The following is a 16,002-nucleotide window of genomic DNA, read 5'->3' on the forward strand; positions in this document are numbered from 1 at the left end:
GGTGGATGCTCAATAATTGCGCAATTGAGAATGCATGGCAGTTGCCAATGAATCCTGTAGCTATTCACAACTCCAATATCCTCGCCATCGAGGATGATCCGGTGCTCGGTGCCTACCTGCACGAAGAACTGCAACGCGGCGGCTTCCAGGTGACCTGGTGCCGCAATGGCCTGGAGGGTCTGGAGACGGCAGGGCGCCAGGTGTTCGATGTGGTGCTGATGGACATCCTGTTGCCCGGGCTCAATGGCCTCGAGGCGCTGGCACAGTTACGCAAGCGCAGTGCCACGCCCGTGATCCTGATGTCGGCGCTGGGTGCAGAGGCCGACCGTATCAGTGGCTTCCAGCGCGGGGCCGATGACTACCTGCCCAAGCCGTTCAGCATGGCTGAGTTGCAGGTGCGCATCGAGGCCATCCTGCGTCGGGTGGCCCTTGAGCGGCGCCATCAAGTCCCGCAGGAGCAGGCCGGTTGCGGTGATCTGCAGTTCGATGAGGGGCTGTGCGATGTGCGACTGGATGGCCGCCTGGCAGGCCTCACGCCCAGCGAATTCCGCCTGCTCGATATCCTGAACCGTAACCTCGATGACGTTCTGAGCAAGCCATTCCTTTACCAGCAGGTGTTGCAACGTGGCTATTCGCGGCATGACCGTAGCCTGGATATGCATGTCAGCCAGATCCGCCGTAAGCTCAAGGGCATCGGTTATGACGAGCGGCAAATCCGCACCGTGTGGGGCAAGGGCTATGTGCTCAGCGCCAGTGAGGCGGAGTGAGCCATGCTCGACCGCCATTCGTTGTTCTGGAAGCTGGCCATCCTGCTGGTGGGCTTCTGCTTGCTGATGATCGGCCTCAGTTATACCTGGGGCCGGCACATGGAAATCCAGAACGCCTTCCTCTCTGAAGCGGCGCGGCAGACGTTGCGGGGCTATGCCGCCGAGGCCGAGCAGGCCTGGCGCAGCGGTGGGCGGGCGGGGCTGGACCAGTGGGTGGCGGCGATGCACCAGCGTGAACGGGGCTGGGTGGGTGTGCTGGATATCAACCTGCGGCCCCTCGACGGTGCCACCCTCAACCCGCAGATCATGCAGCGGCTGACGCGCCTGCGCGGCGTCGATTGGCCTATGAGCCGTCGCAGCGTCGACCAGCCTTGGGTGCGCATACCGTTCCCGGGGGCGCCGGAGCAGGGCATGCTGGTGATCGAGCTGCCGCAGCGGTTCAATCCGGACCAGTACCGCTTGCTGTGGCGCATTGTCACCAACGGCATCATTCCCGGCCTGTTCACCTTGTTGCTGTGCGTAGGCCTGTACCGCATGTTGATCGTGCCCCTGAACCAGCTGCGCGAACAGGCCAATGCCTGGCGTGCCGATCAGTTATCGGCGCGTCTCGACTCGCGCACGATCGCCCGGCATGACGAGCTGGGTGAGCTGGCCCGCGCCTTCGACCAGATGGCCGAGCGACTGCAGGGCACCGTGGCCATGCAGCAGCAGTTGCTGCGCGACCTTTCTCACGAAATGCGTACGCCGCTGAGCCGGCTGCGGGTGGCCTGCGACGGTGAAACCGACTTGCAACGCCTGCGCGAGCGCCTGACGCGTGAAGTGGACTGCATGCAGCAACTGGTAGAGGACACCCTGCAGTTGGCTTGGCAGGACGCCGAACGTGCGCCGATGAACCTGGAGCCGATCGAGGTCCACGCGTTGTGGGAGCTGCTGGCTGAGAATGCCAGCTACGAGAGCGGCTGGTCGCTTGACCGCTTGCGCTGCGAAGTGCCGGCCGACTGCTGGGTGCAGGGCAACCTCAACCACCTGGCCCAGGCGTTGGAAAACATGCTGCGCAATGCCATTCGTCACTCGCCGGCCGAGGGTGTGGTGCGCCTGGGTGGGCAGCGTGAAGGCAGTCACTGGTGGTTATGGCTGGAGGATGAAGGCGGTGGCGTAGCCGAAGAGGACCTGGAACGGATCTTTGCGCCGTTCTCGCGGCTGGACGGTTCGCGGCCGGGGGATGGTGGCTTTGGTCTGGGGCTAAGCATTGCCCGCAGCGCTATCCAGCGTCAGGGCGGGACACTGTGGGCGCAGAATGGCAAGCGAGGGCTGCGGCTGTGGATGCGCTTGCCTTTACATGCGGCGGTCTCGGCGCGGGCACAGGTCTCGTTATAGCTTGTAGTTATATGCTCTACAGATTGCGTGATATGGCCGCGAGGGGTTTGCCGGTATGATAGGCACCCCTGCCGTCCGGATTGTGAAATACGCCATGACCTTGCAGTACCCAACCATCGCCGATTGCGTCGGCAATACGCCACTGGTTCGCCTGCAGCGCATTGCTGGCGAAACCAGCAACACCCTCCTGCTCAAGCTCGAAGGTAACAATCCTGCCGGCTCGGTGAAGGACCGCCCGGCGCTGTCGATGATCACCCGCGCCGAACTGCGTGGGCAGATCAAACCCGGCGACACGCTGATCGAAGCCACCTCCGGCAACACCGGCATCGCCCTGGCGATGGCAGCGGCGATCAAGGGCTACAAGATGATCCTGATCATGCCCGACAACTCCACCGCCGAGCGTAAGGCTGCGATGACCGCCTACGGCGCCGAGCTGATTCTGGTAACCAAGGAAGAGGGCATGGAAGGTGCCCGCGACCTGGCCGAGAAGCTGCAGGCCGAAGGCCGTGGACTGGTGCTCGATCAGTTCGCCAACGGCGACAACCCGATCGCCCACTACAACAGCACCGGCCCGGAAATCTGGCAGCAGACCCAGGGCACCATTACCCATTTCGTCAGTTCCATGGGCACCACCGGTACCATCATGGGCTGCTCGCAGTACCTCAAGGAGCAGAATCCGGCGGTGCAGATCATCGGCCTGCAACCCATGGAAGGCTCGGCCATTCCGGGCATCCGCCGCTGGCCCGAGGAATACCTGCCGAAAATCTTCGACGCCACCCGTGTCGACCGCGTAGTAGACATGTCGCAGCAGGAAGCCGAAGACACCACCCGCCGCCTTGCCCGCGAAGAGGGCATTTTCTGCGGTGTGTCTTCCGGTGGTGCGGTTGCAGCCATGCTGCGCCTGTCCCGCGAAGTGGAGAATGCCGTGATGGTCGCGATCATCTGCGACCGCGGCGACCGTTACCTGTCCACCGGCCTGTTCGACCCGAGCTAAATGTCCAAGAAAAAAAGCAACAGCGGCCTGCGCTTCCAGCCGGCCGGCGGCAACCGCAGCCCCCAGGTCCCCGTGGGCAAAAAGCAGCGCCTGGATATCGAGCGCCTGGCCGGCGACGGCCGTGGCATCGCCTTTCTCGACGGGCGCACCTGGTTCGTCAGTGGCGCCCTGGCCGGTGAGGCCGTGGAGGCGCGGGTGCTCAATGCGCGTGGCAAAGTGGTTGAGGCCCGCCTGGAGCGCTTGCTACAGGCCAGCCCAGAGCGCCGCGAGGCACCGTGCCGCTATTACGACCGCTGCGGAGGCTGCAACCTGCAACACCTGCCGCACGAAGCGCAACTGGCGCTCAAGCAGCGCACGCTGGCCGAACAGCTGCAGCGGGTGGCTGGCGTGCAGCCCGAGGCGTGGGCCGCACCGCTGAGCGGGCCGGAATTCGGCTACCGACGCCGTGCCCGCGTGGCCGTGCGCTGGGACGTCAAGGCACGTCAGCTGGAGGTCGGCTTCCGTGCCGAAGCCAGCCAGGCCATCATCGCCATCGACGACTGTGCGGTGCTGGTACAGCCTTTGCAGTCGATTCTGCGCCACTTGCCGACGGTGTTGCGTTCGTTGAGCAAACCCCAGGCGCTGGGCCATGTGGAGCTGTTCAGCGGTACCGCCGAGGCCGTGCTGGTGCGCCATGTCGCGCCGCTGCCGGCAGAGGACCTGGCGAAACTGCAGGCGTTTTGCGAGCAGGCCAATGCCCAGCTGTGGTTGCAGGGTGAAGGAGAACCCGCGCCGGTGGACCCTGCCGCGCAACTGGGTTTTGCCCTGGCACCGTGGCAGTTGGAGCTGGCCTGGCGCCCGGGTGACTTCGTGCAGGTGAATGCCCAGGTCAACACGGCGATGATCGAACAGGCCCTGGCCTGGCTCGCACCGCAGGCCGACGAGCGCGTGCTGGACCTGTTCTGCGGCCTGGGCAACTTCGCCCTGCCGCTGGCACGCCAGGCGCGCGAAGTGGTGGCTGTGGAAGGTGTACAGGCCATGGTCGATCGGGCCGCGGCCAATGCCCGGAACAACAATGTGCATAACGCACGGTTTTTTCAGGCCGATTTATCGCAGCCTTTGGCAGGCACCGGATGGGCCGCCGAAGGCTTTTCTGCGGTACTCTTGGATCCACCGCGCGACGGTGCTTTCGAGGTGGTGCAAGGCATCGCACGCCTCCAGGCCAAACGGCTGGTCTATGTATCGTGCAACCCGGCCACGCTGGCGCGAGACGCTCAGGTGCTGGTCGGCCAAGGGTACCGGTTAAAAAGGGCCGGGATTCTCGACATGTTTCCTCAAACGGCACATGTCGAGGCCATGGCGTTATTCGAAGCGGGCTAGCAGACTGGCCCCTTGGTGCGGCTTCCATGGAATGGCAGTCGCACGGTGATCGCCAGCGCACCCGCGTGGTGCGCTGTATGGAAAGGTAAAACAAAGATGGTACAGGTGAGAGTGCACCAGCCGGTCAACACCGACGGCAGTATCAATCTCGAAGCATGGTTGGACCATGTGGTAAGCGTCGATTCGGCACTGGATCGCGCAGCGCTGAAAGAGGCCTGCGAGTTTGCCCATGAAGTCGAGAAAAAGGGCAACCCGGCCAAGCATTCCTGGGCGGACGGTACGTCCAGCTTCCAGGCGGGGCTGGAGATCGCCGAAATCCTCGCCGACCTCAAGCTTGACCAGGACTCCCTGGTGGCAGCGGTCATCTACCGCTCGGTGCGCGAAGGCAAGGTCACCCTGGCTGAAGTCAGCCAACGGTTTGGCCCGGTGGTGTCGAAACTGATCGACGGCGTGCTGCGTATGGCCGCCATCAGTGCCAGCCTCAGCCCACGGCAGTCGCTGGTGCTGGGCTCGCAGGCGCAGGTCGAGAACCTGCGCAAGATGCTGGTGGCCATGGTCGACGACGTGCGCGTGGCCTTGATCAAGCTGGCCGAGCGCACCTGCGCGATCCGTGCGGTCAAGTCTGCCGACGACGAGAAGCGCCTGCGTGTCGCGCGCGAGGTGTTCGATATCTATGCGCCGCTGGCGCACCGCCTGGGTATCGGCCACATCAAGTGGGAGCTGGAAGACCTGTCCTTCCGCTACCTCGAACCCGACCAGTACAAGCAGATCGCCAAGCTGCTGCACGAGCGGCGGCTGGACCGCGAGCGCTTCATCAGCGACGTGATGAACCAGTTGCAGAACGAGCTGCTGGCCACGGGCGTCAATGCCGACATCAGCGGCCGGGCGAAGCATATCTATTCGATCTGGCGCAAGATGCAGCGCAAAGGCCTGGAATTCAGCCAGATCTACGACGTGCGTGCAGTGCGTGTGCTGGTGCCGGAAATCCGCGACTGCTACACCGCGCTGGGCATTGTGCACACGCTGTGGCGGCACATCCCCAAAGAGTTCGACGACTACATCGCCAACCCCAAGGAGAACGGCTACCGCTCGTTGCACACCGCAGTGATCGGCCCTGAGGGCAAGGTGCTGGAAGTGCAAATCCGTACCCACGGCATGCACGAAGAAGCCGAGCTTGGGGTGTGCGCCCACTGGCGCTACAAGGGCACTGACGTCAAGCCAAGCTCCAACCACTACGAAGAGAAGATTTCCTGGCTGCGCCAGGTGCTGGAATGGCACGAAGAGCTGGGCGACATCGGTGGCCTGGCCGAGCAGCTGCGGGTCGACATCGAACCTGACCGGGTCTATGTGTTCACCCCTGACGGCCACGCCATCGACCTGCCCAAGGGTGCCACACCGCTGGACTTCGCTTACCGCGTGCACACGGAGATCGGGCACAACTGCCGTGGTGCCAAGATCAACGGCCGTATCGTGCCGTTGAACTACAGCCTGCAGACCGGCGAGCAGGTCGAAATCATCACCAGCAAGCACGGTAACCCCAGCCGCGACTGGTTGAACTCCAACCTGGGCTATGTCACCACCTCGCGGGCGCGGGCCAAGATCGTGCACTGGTTCAAGCTGCAGGCACGCGACCAGAACGTCGCTGCCGGCAAGACCTTGCTCGAACGTGAGCTCAGCCGCCTGGGCCTGCCGCAGGTGGACTTCGAGCGCCTTGCCGAGAAAACCAACGTCAAGACCGCCGAGGACATGTTCGCCTCGCTGGGTGCGGGCGACCTGCGCCTGGCTCATTTGGTCAACGCGGCCCAGCAATTGCTGGAGCCCGAGCGTATCGAGCAGATCGAGCTGGTGCCGCGCAAGCCTACCGGCCCGCGTACTGGCAAGCGTGGCGATATCCAGATCCAGGGCGTCGGCAACCTGCTGACGCAGATGGCCGGCTGCTGCCAGCCGTTGCCGGGCGATGCCATTGTTGGCTACATCACCCAGGGCCGTGGCGTGAGCATCCACCGCCAGGACTGCGCCTCGGTGCTGCAGCTGGCAGGCAAGGAGCCAGAGCGCATGATCCAGGTGAGCTGGGGGCCGATCCCGGTGCAGACCTACCCGGTCGACATCGTCATTCGTGCCTACGACCGCCCGGGCTTGCTGCGCGACGTGTCGCAGGTGCTGCTGAACGAGAAGATCAACGTGCTGGCGGTGAACACCCGCTCGAACAAGGAAGACAACACCGCGCTGATGTCGCTGACCATCGAGATCCCGGGCCTGGACGCGCTGGGACGCCTGCTGGGGCGGATCTCGCAGTTGCCGAACATCATCGAGACGCGGCGTAATCGTACCCCTTGATACTGCGGCGGCTTCTTCGCGGGTAAACCCGCTCCCACAGGTACGGTGCACATCTCAGGATTTGCACCGTACCTGTGGGAGCGGGTTTACCCGCGAAGCAGGCGCCACTAAAGGACCTGCTTAGATGATCTACACCCTCGAAGACCTGCTGCACCTCATGGCCCGCCTGCGCGACCCGCAGTACGGCTGCCCATGGGACCTCAAGCAGAACTACGCGAGTATCGTCCCGCACACCCTCGAAGAGGCCTACGAAGTTGCCGACACCATCGAGCGCAGTGATTTCGAGCACCTGCAGGGTGAGCTGGGCGACTTGCTGTTCCAGGTGGTCTACTACAGCCAGCTGGCCCGGGAGGAGGGGCGTTTCGAGTTCGATGGCGTGGTCGACGGCATCACCCGTAAGCTGATTCGTCGCCACCCGCATGTATTCCCCACCGGCGAGCTTTATGCGCCGCTGGATACCCCCAGCCTGAGCGAGGCCCAGGTCAAGTCCCGTTGGGAGGAGATCAAGGCCGAGGAGCGGGCCGAGAAAAGCACGCCCGAGCAACTGTCGCTGCTCGATGACGTGCCGTCAGCCTTGCCGGCCCTGTCCCGGGCAGCCAAACTGCAAAAGCGCGCGGCCACGGTCGGTTTCGACTGGCCGTCGGCATTGCCGGTGCTGGACAAGGTGCGTGAAGAGCTGGATGAGGTGCTGCAGGCCATGGCCGACGGCGATGCCGATGCGCTCGAAGATGAGGTCGGCGACCTGCTGTTCGCCACTGTCAATCTGGCCCGTCACCTCAAGCACGACCCGGAAAACGCCCTGCGCCGCGCCAATCGCAAGTTCGAGCGACGTTTCCGTTTTATCGAACAGGCATTGCGCGACAGTGGTCGCCCCATTGAAGATTGTAACCTTGACGAACTGGACGCCCTTTGGGGTGAAGCCAAGCGTCAGGAAAAGAACCTGCCCAGCTGCGGCTGAGCTGTTGCATAAGTGAGTGAACATTCATGAGCCTTTCCCTTCGCGACCAATTGCTCAAAGCCGGTCTGGTCAACCAGAAACAGGTCTCGCAGACCAACAAAGCTGAAAAGAAACAGAAGCGCATGGAGCACAAAGGCCAGGTCGAGGTCGACGACAGCCAGCAGCGCATGGCCAAGGAGGCCATGGCCGAAAAAGCCAAGCGCGACCAGGAGCTGAATCGCCAGCAGCAGGAAAAGGCCGAACAGAAGGCCCGTGCTGCGCAGGTCAAGCAGTTGATCGAAGCCACGCGCCTGCCCAAGCTGAACACCGAGGACTACTACAACTTCGTCGACGACAAGAAGGTCAAGCGCATTGCTGTCAACGCCTTGATGCGCACCAAGCTGAGCAACGGCGCGTTGGCCGTGGTGGCCCATGCTGGTGGCTACGAGGTCATTCCCCGCGAAGCCGCGGTGAAGATCCAGGAGCGCGACCCTGGCCGTATCCTGCTGCTCAATACCCATGTCGAGGAAACGGATGAAGACGACCCGTACGCAGCCTACAAGATCCCTGATGATCTGATGTGGTAAGCACGAAAAACCCCGCCTTGGCGGGGTTTCTTGTTTAAAGGCGGGGTCATTGCGTGGTGCGCTGGTTTTCCAGGTCTTCCAGCTCTACGCGGTACTGGTGCGCTTCGTGTTCATTGTGGAACATCCCCACCAGTTGGCCTTGTTGGTGCACATCCCAGATCCGCATGCCGGCGGCCAGGCTTTCGTGGGACATTTTCGATTCGTCGCGTTCGGTTACTTGGACAGTCATCGGTAAACTCCACTTCGTCAGTTGGCTGCGACAGTGTGTCGCACACCCTCTTTATAGAGTTTGTTAGCAGGCTAAGTAAATAAAACAGGCATGAAACAAGTTTCATGAAGGCCAGGACCTTTGCACAAGGGCATAAAAAAGCCCCGCACTGGGCGGGGCTTCGGGTGTAACGGGCAGCGCTGGATCAGTTGCCTTTCACCGGCTTGCCATCGACCGTACCATCCTGCAGCACGATCACGTATTCCTTGCCATCGGTCTCTACCTGGCGCAGTTGCACCAGCAGGTAGTCCCAGTTCTTGGCGAACCACAGCTCGGTGATGCGCTTGCTCTGGCTTGGATCGCGCACGCGCTCGACCTTCACAGCATCCACCTGGCCGGTCTTGGTTGTGACCTTCTCGGTGCCGAGCACGCGGAAGTCGTAAGTGTCGATCTCGTCACCGTCAACCACTTGGTAAGTCATGCTCTTCTTGCCGGCGGCCACGTCATGCTGCAGGGCCAGCTGGTAGGACGACTTGTCCAGCACGCCACGGTTCAGCGGCAGGCTGACGGCATCGCCACGGTCGCTGCCAGTGACCTTCTTGCCGGTCCAGTCGAAGGTCAGGTCGACCTTCTTGGCCTTGCCCAGGCCGCCACGCTCGAAGTGGTACTTCTGCGGCAGCAGGGTGTCGTTCTCCAGGCGCAGGGTGCTTTGCTCGGTCAGGCTGGCGATCATCATGGAGGCCTTGAAGTTAAGGTCCCAGGTACCGTTGGCATTCTTGACCAGGCTGCGCTCGGCGGTGCCGCTCATGGGCAACTGCTTCCAGTCGGCGGTGTAGCTGGCCGAGAAAGGCTTCAGATCAGCTGCCTGGAGGGGCAGGGCGAGCACGGCGAGAGCCAAAAGCAGGGCGCGACGCATAAATTCTCCTAGGATCGAATCAAGTGACCGCTGGCCGCCAGGGGCTGGCCATCCAGTAATGCACCCTGTTCGCCAAGGCGCAAGCGCCCTTCAGCGAACCAGCGCACCGCCAGCGGGTAGATCAGGTGTTCCTGATGGTGTACCCGCTGGGCCAGGCTTTCGACGGTGTCGTCAGACGCCACCGGTACCACAGCCTGTACGACCAGTGGGCCGCCATCGAGTTCCTCAGTCACGAAGTGTACGCTGCAGCCATGCTCGGCGTCGCCTGCCTCCAGCGCCCGGCGGTGGGTATGCAGGCCCTTGTACCTGGGCAGCAGCGACGGGTGGATGTTGAGCAGGCGGCCCTGATAGTGGCGAACGAAGTCGCCACTGAGGATGCGCATGAAGCCGGCCAGCACCACCAGGTCCGGCGCGAAACCATCGATGCGTGCTGTCAGCGCGGCATCGAAGGCTTCACGGCCATCGAACTGGGTGTGGTCGAGCACGACGCTGTCGATGCCGGCCGCCGCGGCACGTTGCAGGCCGTAGGCATCGGCGCGGTTCGAAACCACCGCACGGATGCGCACTGGGCTGTCCGCCCCTTGGCAGCTGTCGATCAGGGCTTGCAGGTTGCTGCCGGAACCCGACAGCAGTACCACTACATTACAGGTCTTGCTCGGCATCAGTGTGCCTTGAGGTTCTGCAGCTCGACCTGGGCGGCGCCTTCGGCGGCTTCGGCGATGTGGCCGATGACCCATGGCTGCTCGCCAGCGGTGCGCAGTTCGTTCAGGGCGGCTTCGACCTGATCCTGGGCTACGCAGATGACCATGCCCACGCCGCAGTTCAGCACGCGGTGCATTTCATGCTCGTCGACGTTGCCTTTTTCTTGCAGGAAGTCGAACACCGCCGGGCGCTGCCAGCTGGCCACGTCAACCACGGCCTGGGCGTTTTTCGGCAGTACGCGCGGGATGTTGTCCAGCAGACCGCCACCGGTGATGTGGGCCATGGCCTTCACGGCACCGGTGTTCTTGATCAGTTGCAGCAGCGGCTTGACGTAGATGCGGGTCGGCGCCATCAGCAGGTCGGTCAGCGGCTTGCCGTCCAGCTGGGTGTTCTCGATGTCGGTGGCGGACACTTCGAGGATCTTGCGGATCAGCGAGTAACCGTTGGAGTGCGGGCCCGAGGACGGCAGCGCGATCAGTGCGTCGCCAGTGGCAACCTTGGAGCCGTCGATGATTTCGGCTTTTTCCACTACGCCGACGCAGAAGCCGGCCAGGTCGTAGTCTTCGCCTTCGTACATGCCAGGCATTTCGGCGGTTTCACCACCCACCAGCGAGCAACCGGCCAGTTCGCAACCGGCGCCAATGCCGGTGACCACGGTGGCGGCCACGTCAACGTTCAGCTTGCCGGTGGCGTAGTAGTCGAGGAAGAACAGCGGCTCGGCGCCACAGACCACCAGGTCGTTCACGCACATGGCGACCAGGTCCTGGCCGATGCTGTCGTGCTTGTTCAGGTTCAGCGCCAGGCGCAGCTTGGTGCCGACGCCGTCGGTGCCGGAGACCAGCACCGGCTGCTTGTAGCCGGCCGGGATCTCGCAGAGGGCGCCGAAGCCGCCCAGGCCACCCATGACTTCAGGGCGTGCGGTGCGTTTTGCCACGCCCTTGATGCGTTCGACCAGTGCTTCGCCGGCGTCGATGTCTACACCGGCGTCCTTGTAGCTCAGGGAGGGTTGCTTGCTCATTGATCCAGGCCTTTAGGAGGGAGGGATTCTTAAAAACGACCATGACGGCCAAGGCCGGCGGGTAAGCGGCGGCTGCCTGAAACGTCAGTGGTCTGCGAAGGCGCGCGATTTTATCAGGGTTGCCGTGCAGCGGCCATCCTCAGGCCGACGGGCAGGGCGGTAAATTGTTGAAAAAGGGCGTGGGGTGGTTGATGCGGTTGCTTGTGTATAAGCTGAAAGCAGCGAGCTTGATGCTCGACTGGACAGGAATCTTCCATGCGTTTGTTCAATATTCTGGCAGCCGGTTGCCTGGCCCTGACAGCGTCTATCGCCCAGGCTGAAAGTGTCTCCGGCCTTTATCAGGTGCGCGAGCCCATGGCCGGGCAGGGCGCCGAAGCCCGTGCTGCAGCCACTGCCAAAGCCCTCGACACCTTGGTGCTGCGCCTGACCGGCGACCCAAAGGCAGCACAAAGCCCGGCACTTGCCGAATTGCGCAAGGACCCGCAGCAAATCATCAATCAGGTTGGTAGCGAGGCCGGTCCGCCCGAGTCGGTGGTGGTCGAGTTCGACCCGGGCAGTACCGAGCGCGCACTGCGCAAGGCTGGGCTGGCCCTGTGGGGTAGCAATCGGCCATCGATTCTTGGTTGGTGGCTGAATGACAGTGCCGAGGGCAGCAGCCTGGTCGGTGACGGTCAGGCCAGCGCTCAGCCCCTGCGTCGTGCCGCCCAGCACCGTGGCCTGCCGTTACGTCTGCCGCTGGCCGACTTGCAGGAGCAACTGGTAGCCAATGCCAAACAGATCGAAGCCAGCGACCCGGCACCTTTGCGTGAAGCTGCCGAGCGCTATGGCGCCGACGCCTTGCTGGCGGTGCATGCCCAGGAAACCGACGGCAAGTGGCAGGGCAAGTGGCAGCTGTGGCTGGGCGACCAGCGTGAGCAAGGCACCGCCGAGGGGGCCGACCCGGCAACCTTGGCCGATCAGGTGATGCTGGCGGTCAGCAGCCGCCTGGCGCCGCGTTATGTCACCCGCCCGGGTGCCAGCAGCCAGATGCAGGTACAAGTGCAGGGGATGAACCTGCAGCGCTATGCCGAGCTTGCCCGTGTGCTTGAGCCTTACGGTCCGCGGCTGCAGATGGCCGAAGGCACCACCCTGACCTACGGTGTGACGGGTAACCGCGAGCAGTTGCGTGCCCAGCTTGGCCTGGCCAAGTTGCAGGAAGTACCCACGGAACAGGCGCCTGCAGTACCTGCCACGCCAGCACCGGCGCCGGGTGAGCAACCTGCACCGGCCCAACCTGCGCCCAAGCCGTTCGACGGCCTGCGTTTTCGCTGGTAAGAGGAGCACACTGTGACCGATGTTCGTCGCTGGATCTGGCTGGGTGCTGCCCTGCTGGTCGCTGTGCTGCTTTATAGCTTGCACAACATTCTTACCCCGTTTCTGGTCGGCATCTTGCTGGCCTACCTGGCCGACCCGCTGGTAGACCGCCTCGAACGCCTGGGGCTGTCGCGCACTTGGGGTGTGGTGGTGGTGTTTGGCCTGTTCACACTGCTGTTGCTGGCCTTGCTGCTGGTACTGGTGCCGCTGCTGGCCAAGCAGTTGGTGCGTCTGTACGAGCTGGCGCCGCAGATGCTCGATTGGCTTGAGCATGTCGCGTTGCCATGGGTGCAGAGCCGTTTGGGCTTGGCTGATGGCTTCTGGAAATTCGACAAGATCAAGACGGCCATCGCCGCCCACATGGGCCAGACCACCGACATCGTCAGCATGTTGCTGTCGCACGCCACGGCTTCGAGCCTGGCGCTGATGGCCTGGCTGGCCAACATGGTGCTGATTCCGGTGGTGGGCTTTTACCTGCTGCGTGACTGGGACCTGATGATGGCCAAGCTGCGCAGCCTGCTGCCACGCCAGCGCGAGCCGCAGGTGGTTGGGCTGGTGGGTGAATGCCACGAAGTATTGGGTGCGTTCGTGCGTGGGCAACTGATGGTAATGCTGGCCTTGGGCGTCATCTATTCTGCCGGGCTGATGCTGGTCGGGCTGGAGTTGGGCCTGCTCATCGGTATGCTCGCAGGGCTCGCGGCCATCGTGCCTTACATGGGCTTCATCATAGGCATCGGTGCGGCCTTGGTGGCGGGGCTGTTCCAGTTTGGCGGCGACCTGTATCCGATGCTGGGCATCGTCGCGGTGTTCATGGTCGGGCAGGCACTCGAAGGCATGGTGTTGACGCCGCTGCTGGTAGGGGACCGAATCGGCCTGCACCCGGTGGCGGTGATCTTCGCCATCCTGGCTGGTGGTGAACTGTTCGGCTTTACCGGGGTGCTGCTGGCGCTGCCGGTCGCGGCCGTGATCATGGTGCTGCTGCGGCATGTGCACGACATGTACAAGGAATCGGACATGTATGCCGGGGATATCGACCCGCATTTGTGACTTTGGGGCTGCAAGGCAGCCCCAAAATAGCGCAACTTGTTGATTTTGCTTGTGCTATAGGTTGCCGAGATTGTGCGGCCCGCGTTGCGGGTATAGACTTTGCAACATTGTTCACCAAAGGCCCCCTGCGGTCCTGCTGACCGCCCGCGAGCATGAAACCACCGATCCAGTTGCCCCTGGGTGTGCGCCTGCGCGATGACGCCACCTTCATCAACTACTATCCGGGCGCCAATGCTGCGGCATTGGGCTACGTCGAGCGGCTATGCGAAGCCGACGCCGGCTGGACCGAGAGCCTTATCTACCTGTGGGGCAAGCAGGGTGTTGGCCGTAGCCACCTGCTGCAGGCCGCTACCCACCGCTTCCAGCAACGCGGCGAACCCGCTGTCTACCTGCCATTGGCACAACTGCTCGATCGCGGCGTAGAGCTGCTGGACTACCTGGCCCAGTACGAACTGGTGTGCATTGACGACCTGCATGTGATCGCCGGCAAGGCCGACTGGGAAGAGGCCATGTTCCACCTGTTCAACCGCCTGCGTGACAGTGGCCGGCGCTTGCTGCTGGCTGCCTCGGCTTCCCCGCGCGAATTGCCGATCAAGTTGCCAGACCTGAAGTCGCGGCTGACCCTTGCCCTGGTGTTCCAGATGCGCGGCCTGTCTGACGAAGACAAGCTGCGCGCGCTGCAGCTGCGTGCTTCGCGTCGCGGCCTGCACCTCACCGACGAAGTCGGTCACTTCATCCTCACGCGTGGTGCGCGCAGCATGAGCGCGCTGTTCGACCTGCTGGAGCGCCTCGACCAGGCCTCGCTGCAGGCTCAGCGCAAGCTCACCATTCCATTCCTCAAGGAAACCCTCGGCTGGTAACCCCCTGAAAACGCTGGGCCAGAGCGGCAAAACAAAAAAGTCACATCTTTTTCGATAAAATTTGCAAATGGCCATGATAGAGGGCATAGTTTCACCCTTCTAAAGGATTACAGACACGGTCGTGCCCATGCTGAAGCGCTTCGCACCCCTCGTGCCACTCGCACTCGTGACCCTGCTTTTTGGCTGCGCGGCCCAAGGCCCAGCTTCTCAGTCGCAGCCTCAGGATCACACCCCGATCGCCGCACACTCGGTGATCAAGGCCTCGTCCTCGTCGGTGTTCGGCGAACCGGAAGAGCTGGCCACTGAAGATGACCTGGAGGCTTTCTCCAGCAACAGCAAGCCGTACCAGCTGCCAGTGCTGGCGGACAGTATTCTCGAGCGCGGCATGTCGCTGATCGGCACCCGCTACCGCTTCGGTGGTACTTCGGAAAAGTCCGGTTTCGACTGCAGTGGTTTCATCGGCTACCTGTTCCGCGAAGAGGCGGGCGTGACCCTGCCACGCTCGACGCGCGAAATGATCAACGTCGATGCCCCGAAAGTGGCCCGCAACAAGCTCAAGCCAGGTGACTTGCTGTTCTTCAGCACCAACGGCCGCGGCCGCGTCAGTCATGCGGGTATCTACCTGGGTGACAACCAGTTCATCCACTCCAGCAGCCGCCGCAGCGGTGGCGTGCGCATCGACAGCCTCGGTGACCGCTACTGGAGCAAGACCTTCATTGAAGCCAAGCGTGCCTTGGCCATGGCGCCGACCAACATTGCGCGCAACTGATGGCAAAATGATGTAGCCTTTCGCGGCGGCGATGCTTTTGAAAAAAGCTCGCCGCCGTGCGCATTTACAGAAAGCGTCTAATCTAAATTCTCAACTCTTTTCGGCTGCGGCGCAGCGGTCTCAGACAGGATGTTCTGGCCATGGTAAAGATGGCGCGCTTCGCATTTCTCTCCCTGGCAGCCTTGCTGGCTGCCTGCTCCAGCCGTGCTCCAGCGCCGGCCCCTGTGGTTCAGCCGCAGGTTACCTATAGCCAGCCAAGCCCTTCGCCGATTGCCGACGACGTATTGATACGCGCCATTGGCCTGGTGGGTACGCCTTACCGTTGGGGCGGCAATACGCCAGACTCCGGCTTCGACTGCAGTGGCCTGATCAAGTACGTCTACCGTGATGCGGCCGGTATCAGCCTGCCGCGTTCGACGCGGGAGATGATCGTCATGCGCGCACCCACGGTGGATGCCAAATCGCTGCAGTCCGGTGACCTGGTGTTCTTCGCTACCAGTGGCGGCTCGCAGGTCAGCCATGCTGGCATCTATGTTGGCGAGGGGCGCTTTGTGCATGCGCCCTCGACAGGCGGAACGGTGCGCCTGGACTACCTTTCCAACAGCTATTGGTCCAAGGCGTATTTGCAGGCTAAGCGGGTGATTCCGCAAGGGCATCTGGCGCAGAACCCCTGATGTAGCACTCAAGGTCAGTAGCGAGGGTATCGCTGCTGCCGTTCCTTTTTGTCCCCGCTTCGGCGGGTGGCATACACCTACCACTCCAGGCTGCCTT

16 protein-coding genes are annotated in these 16,002 nt (G+C 62.8%); 12 read left to right on the forward strand and 4 right to left on the reverse strand.

Annotated features, from left to right (window positions below; all coding sequences use genetic code 11):
- Window positions 1-47 precede the first annotated feature (47 nt).
- The 7 genes from QQL85_RS02990 to QQL85_RS03020 all read left to right on the forward strand — a co-directional run bounded on the left by QQL85_RS02990 (window position 48) and on the right by QQL85_RS03020 (window position 8,358).
- Window positions 48-767 (forward strand): response regulator transcription factor, encoded by a 720-nt coding sequence (locus QQL85_RS02990; RefSeq protein WP_284355122.1) that lies wholly within the window; start codon window positions 48-50, stop codon window positions 765-767.
- Window positions 768-770: 3 nt separating this feature from the next.
- Complete coding sequence (locus QQL85_RS02995) at window positions 771-2,144, forward strand: sensor histidine kinase (RefSeq protein WP_284355123.1); 1,374 nt, start codon at window positions 771-773, stop codon at window positions 2,142-2,144.
- A gap of 94 nt (window positions 2,145-2,238) precedes the next feature.
- Window positions 2,239-3,138: a cysteine synthase CysM gene (gene cysM / locus QQL85_RS03000; protein ID WP_025754883.1), complete on the forward strand. Its 900-nt coding sequence runs from the start codon at window positions 2,239-2,241 to the stop codon at window positions 3,136-3,138.
- Window positions 3,139-4,497 carry a 23S rRNA (uracil(1939)-C(5))-methyltransferase RlmD gene (gene rlmD / locus QQL85_RS03005; RefSeq protein ID WP_284355124.1) on the forward strand — a complete coding sequence of 453 codons (1,359 nt, stop codon included), beginning with the start codon at window positions 3,139-3,141 and terminating at the stop codon, window positions 4,495-4,497.
- 96 nt (window positions 4,498-4,593) lie between these two features.
- Window positions 4,594-6,834, forward strand: coding sequence for a GTP diphosphokinase (relA, locus tag QQL85_RS03010; RefSeq protein ID WP_284355125.1), 2,241 nt, complete (start codon window positions 4,594-4,596; stop codon window positions 6,832-6,834).
- Between the two features lie 127 nt (window positions 6,835-6,961).
- A complete protein-coding gene (mazG, locus tag QQL85_RS03015) occupies window positions 6,962-7,792 on the forward strand; it encodes a nucleoside triphosphate pyrophosphohydrolase (protein WP_434482146.1) in 831 nt (276 codons plus the stop codon).
- Between the two features lie 26 nt (window positions 7,793-7,818).
- Window positions 7,819-8,358, forward strand: coding sequence for a DUF2058 domain-containing protein (locus tag QQL85_RS03020; RefSeq protein WP_284355127.1), 540 nt, complete (start codon window positions 7,819-7,821; stop codon window positions 8,356-8,358).
- Between the two features lie 46 nt (window positions 8,359-8,404).
- Here the strand turns inward: QQL85_RS03020 and QQL85_RS03025 are convergent, their stop codons facing one another.
- The 4 genes from QQL85_RS03025 to purM all read right to left on the reverse strand — a co-directional run bounded on the left by QQL85_RS03025 (window position 8,405) and on the right by purM (window position 11,202).
- A complete protein-coding gene (locus tag QQL85_RS03025; RefSeq protein WP_016715461.1) occupies window positions 8,405-8,587 on the reverse strand; it encodes a hypothetical protein in 183 nt (60 codons plus the stop codon).
- 184 nt (window positions 8,588-8,771) lie between these two features.
- On the reverse strand, window positions 8,772-9,482 hold the full coding sequence (locus QQL85_RS03030) for a DUF3108 domain-containing protein (RefSeq protein ID WP_284355128.1): 711 nt from the start codon (window positions 9,480-9,482) through the stop codon (window positions 8,772-8,774).
- A gap of 8 nt (window positions 9,483-9,490) precedes the next feature.
- Window positions 9,491-10,144 carry a phosphoribosylglycinamide formyltransferase gene (purN, locus tag QQL85_RS03035; RefSeq protein WP_284355129.1) on the reverse strand — a complete coding sequence of 218 codons (654 nt, stop codon included), beginning with the start codon at window positions 10,142-10,144 and terminating at the stop codon, window positions 9,491-9,493.
- Window positions 10,144-11,202, reverse strand: a complete 1,059-nt coding sequence (gene purM, locus QQL85_RS03040) for a phosphoribosylformylglycinamidine cyclo-ligase (RefSeq protein ID WP_056796553.1) — start codon at window positions 11,200-11,202, stop codon at window positions 10,144-10,146. Before purM ends, purN begins: the two co-directional genes overlap by 1 nt.
- A gap of 255 nt (window positions 11,203-11,457) precedes the next feature.
- Here purM and QQL85_RS03045 point away from each other — a divergent pair, with 255 nt between their 5' ends.
- The 5 genes from QQL85_RS03045 (at window position 11,458) to QQL85_RS03065 (ending at window position 15,905) form a co-directional block, all read left to right on the forward strand.
- Window positions 11,458-12,516, forward strand: coding sequence for a DUF2066 domain-containing protein (locus QQL85_RS03045; protein WP_284355130.1), 1,059 nt, complete (start codon window positions 11,458-11,460; stop codon window positions 12,514-12,516).
- Window positions 12,517-12,528: 12 nt separating this feature from the next.
- The gene (locus QQL85_RS03050; RefSeq protein ID WP_284355131.1) at window positions 12,529-13,602 is read left to right on the forward strand and encodes an AI-2E family transporter; all 1,074 of its coding nucleotides are present in this window, start codon (window positions 12,529-12,531) and stop codon (window positions 13,600-13,602) included.
- Window positions 13,603-13,754: 152 nt separating this feature from the next.
- On the forward strand, window positions 13,755-14,462 hold the full coding sequence (hda, locus tag QQL85_RS03055) for a DnaA regulatory inactivator Hda (RefSeq protein WP_003252443.1): 708 nt from the start codon (window positions 13,755-13,757) through the stop codon (window positions 14,460-14,462).
- 127 nt (window positions 14,463-14,589) lie between these two features.
- Complete coding sequence (locus QQL85_RS03060) at window positions 14,590-15,231, forward strand: C40 family peptidase (RefSeq protein WP_284355132.1); 642 nt, start codon at window positions 14,590-14,592, stop codon at window positions 15,229-15,231.
- A 140-nt stretch (window positions 15,232-15,371) separates the two neighbouring features.
- The gene (locus QQL85_RS03065; RefSeq protein WP_284355133.1) at window positions 15,372-15,905 is read left to right on the forward strand and encodes a C40 family peptidase; all 534 of its coding nucleotides are present in this window, start codon (window positions 15,372-15,374) and stop codon (window positions 15,903-15,905) included.
- The last annotated feature ends 97 nt before the right edge of the window (window positions 15,906-16,002 follow it).

It is taken from the genome of Pseudomonas putida, from assembly GCF_030159595.1.
GTDB lineage: Bacteria > Pseudomonadota > Gammaproteobacteria > Pseudomonadales > Pseudomonadaceae > Aquipseudomonas > Aquipseudomonas putida_AC.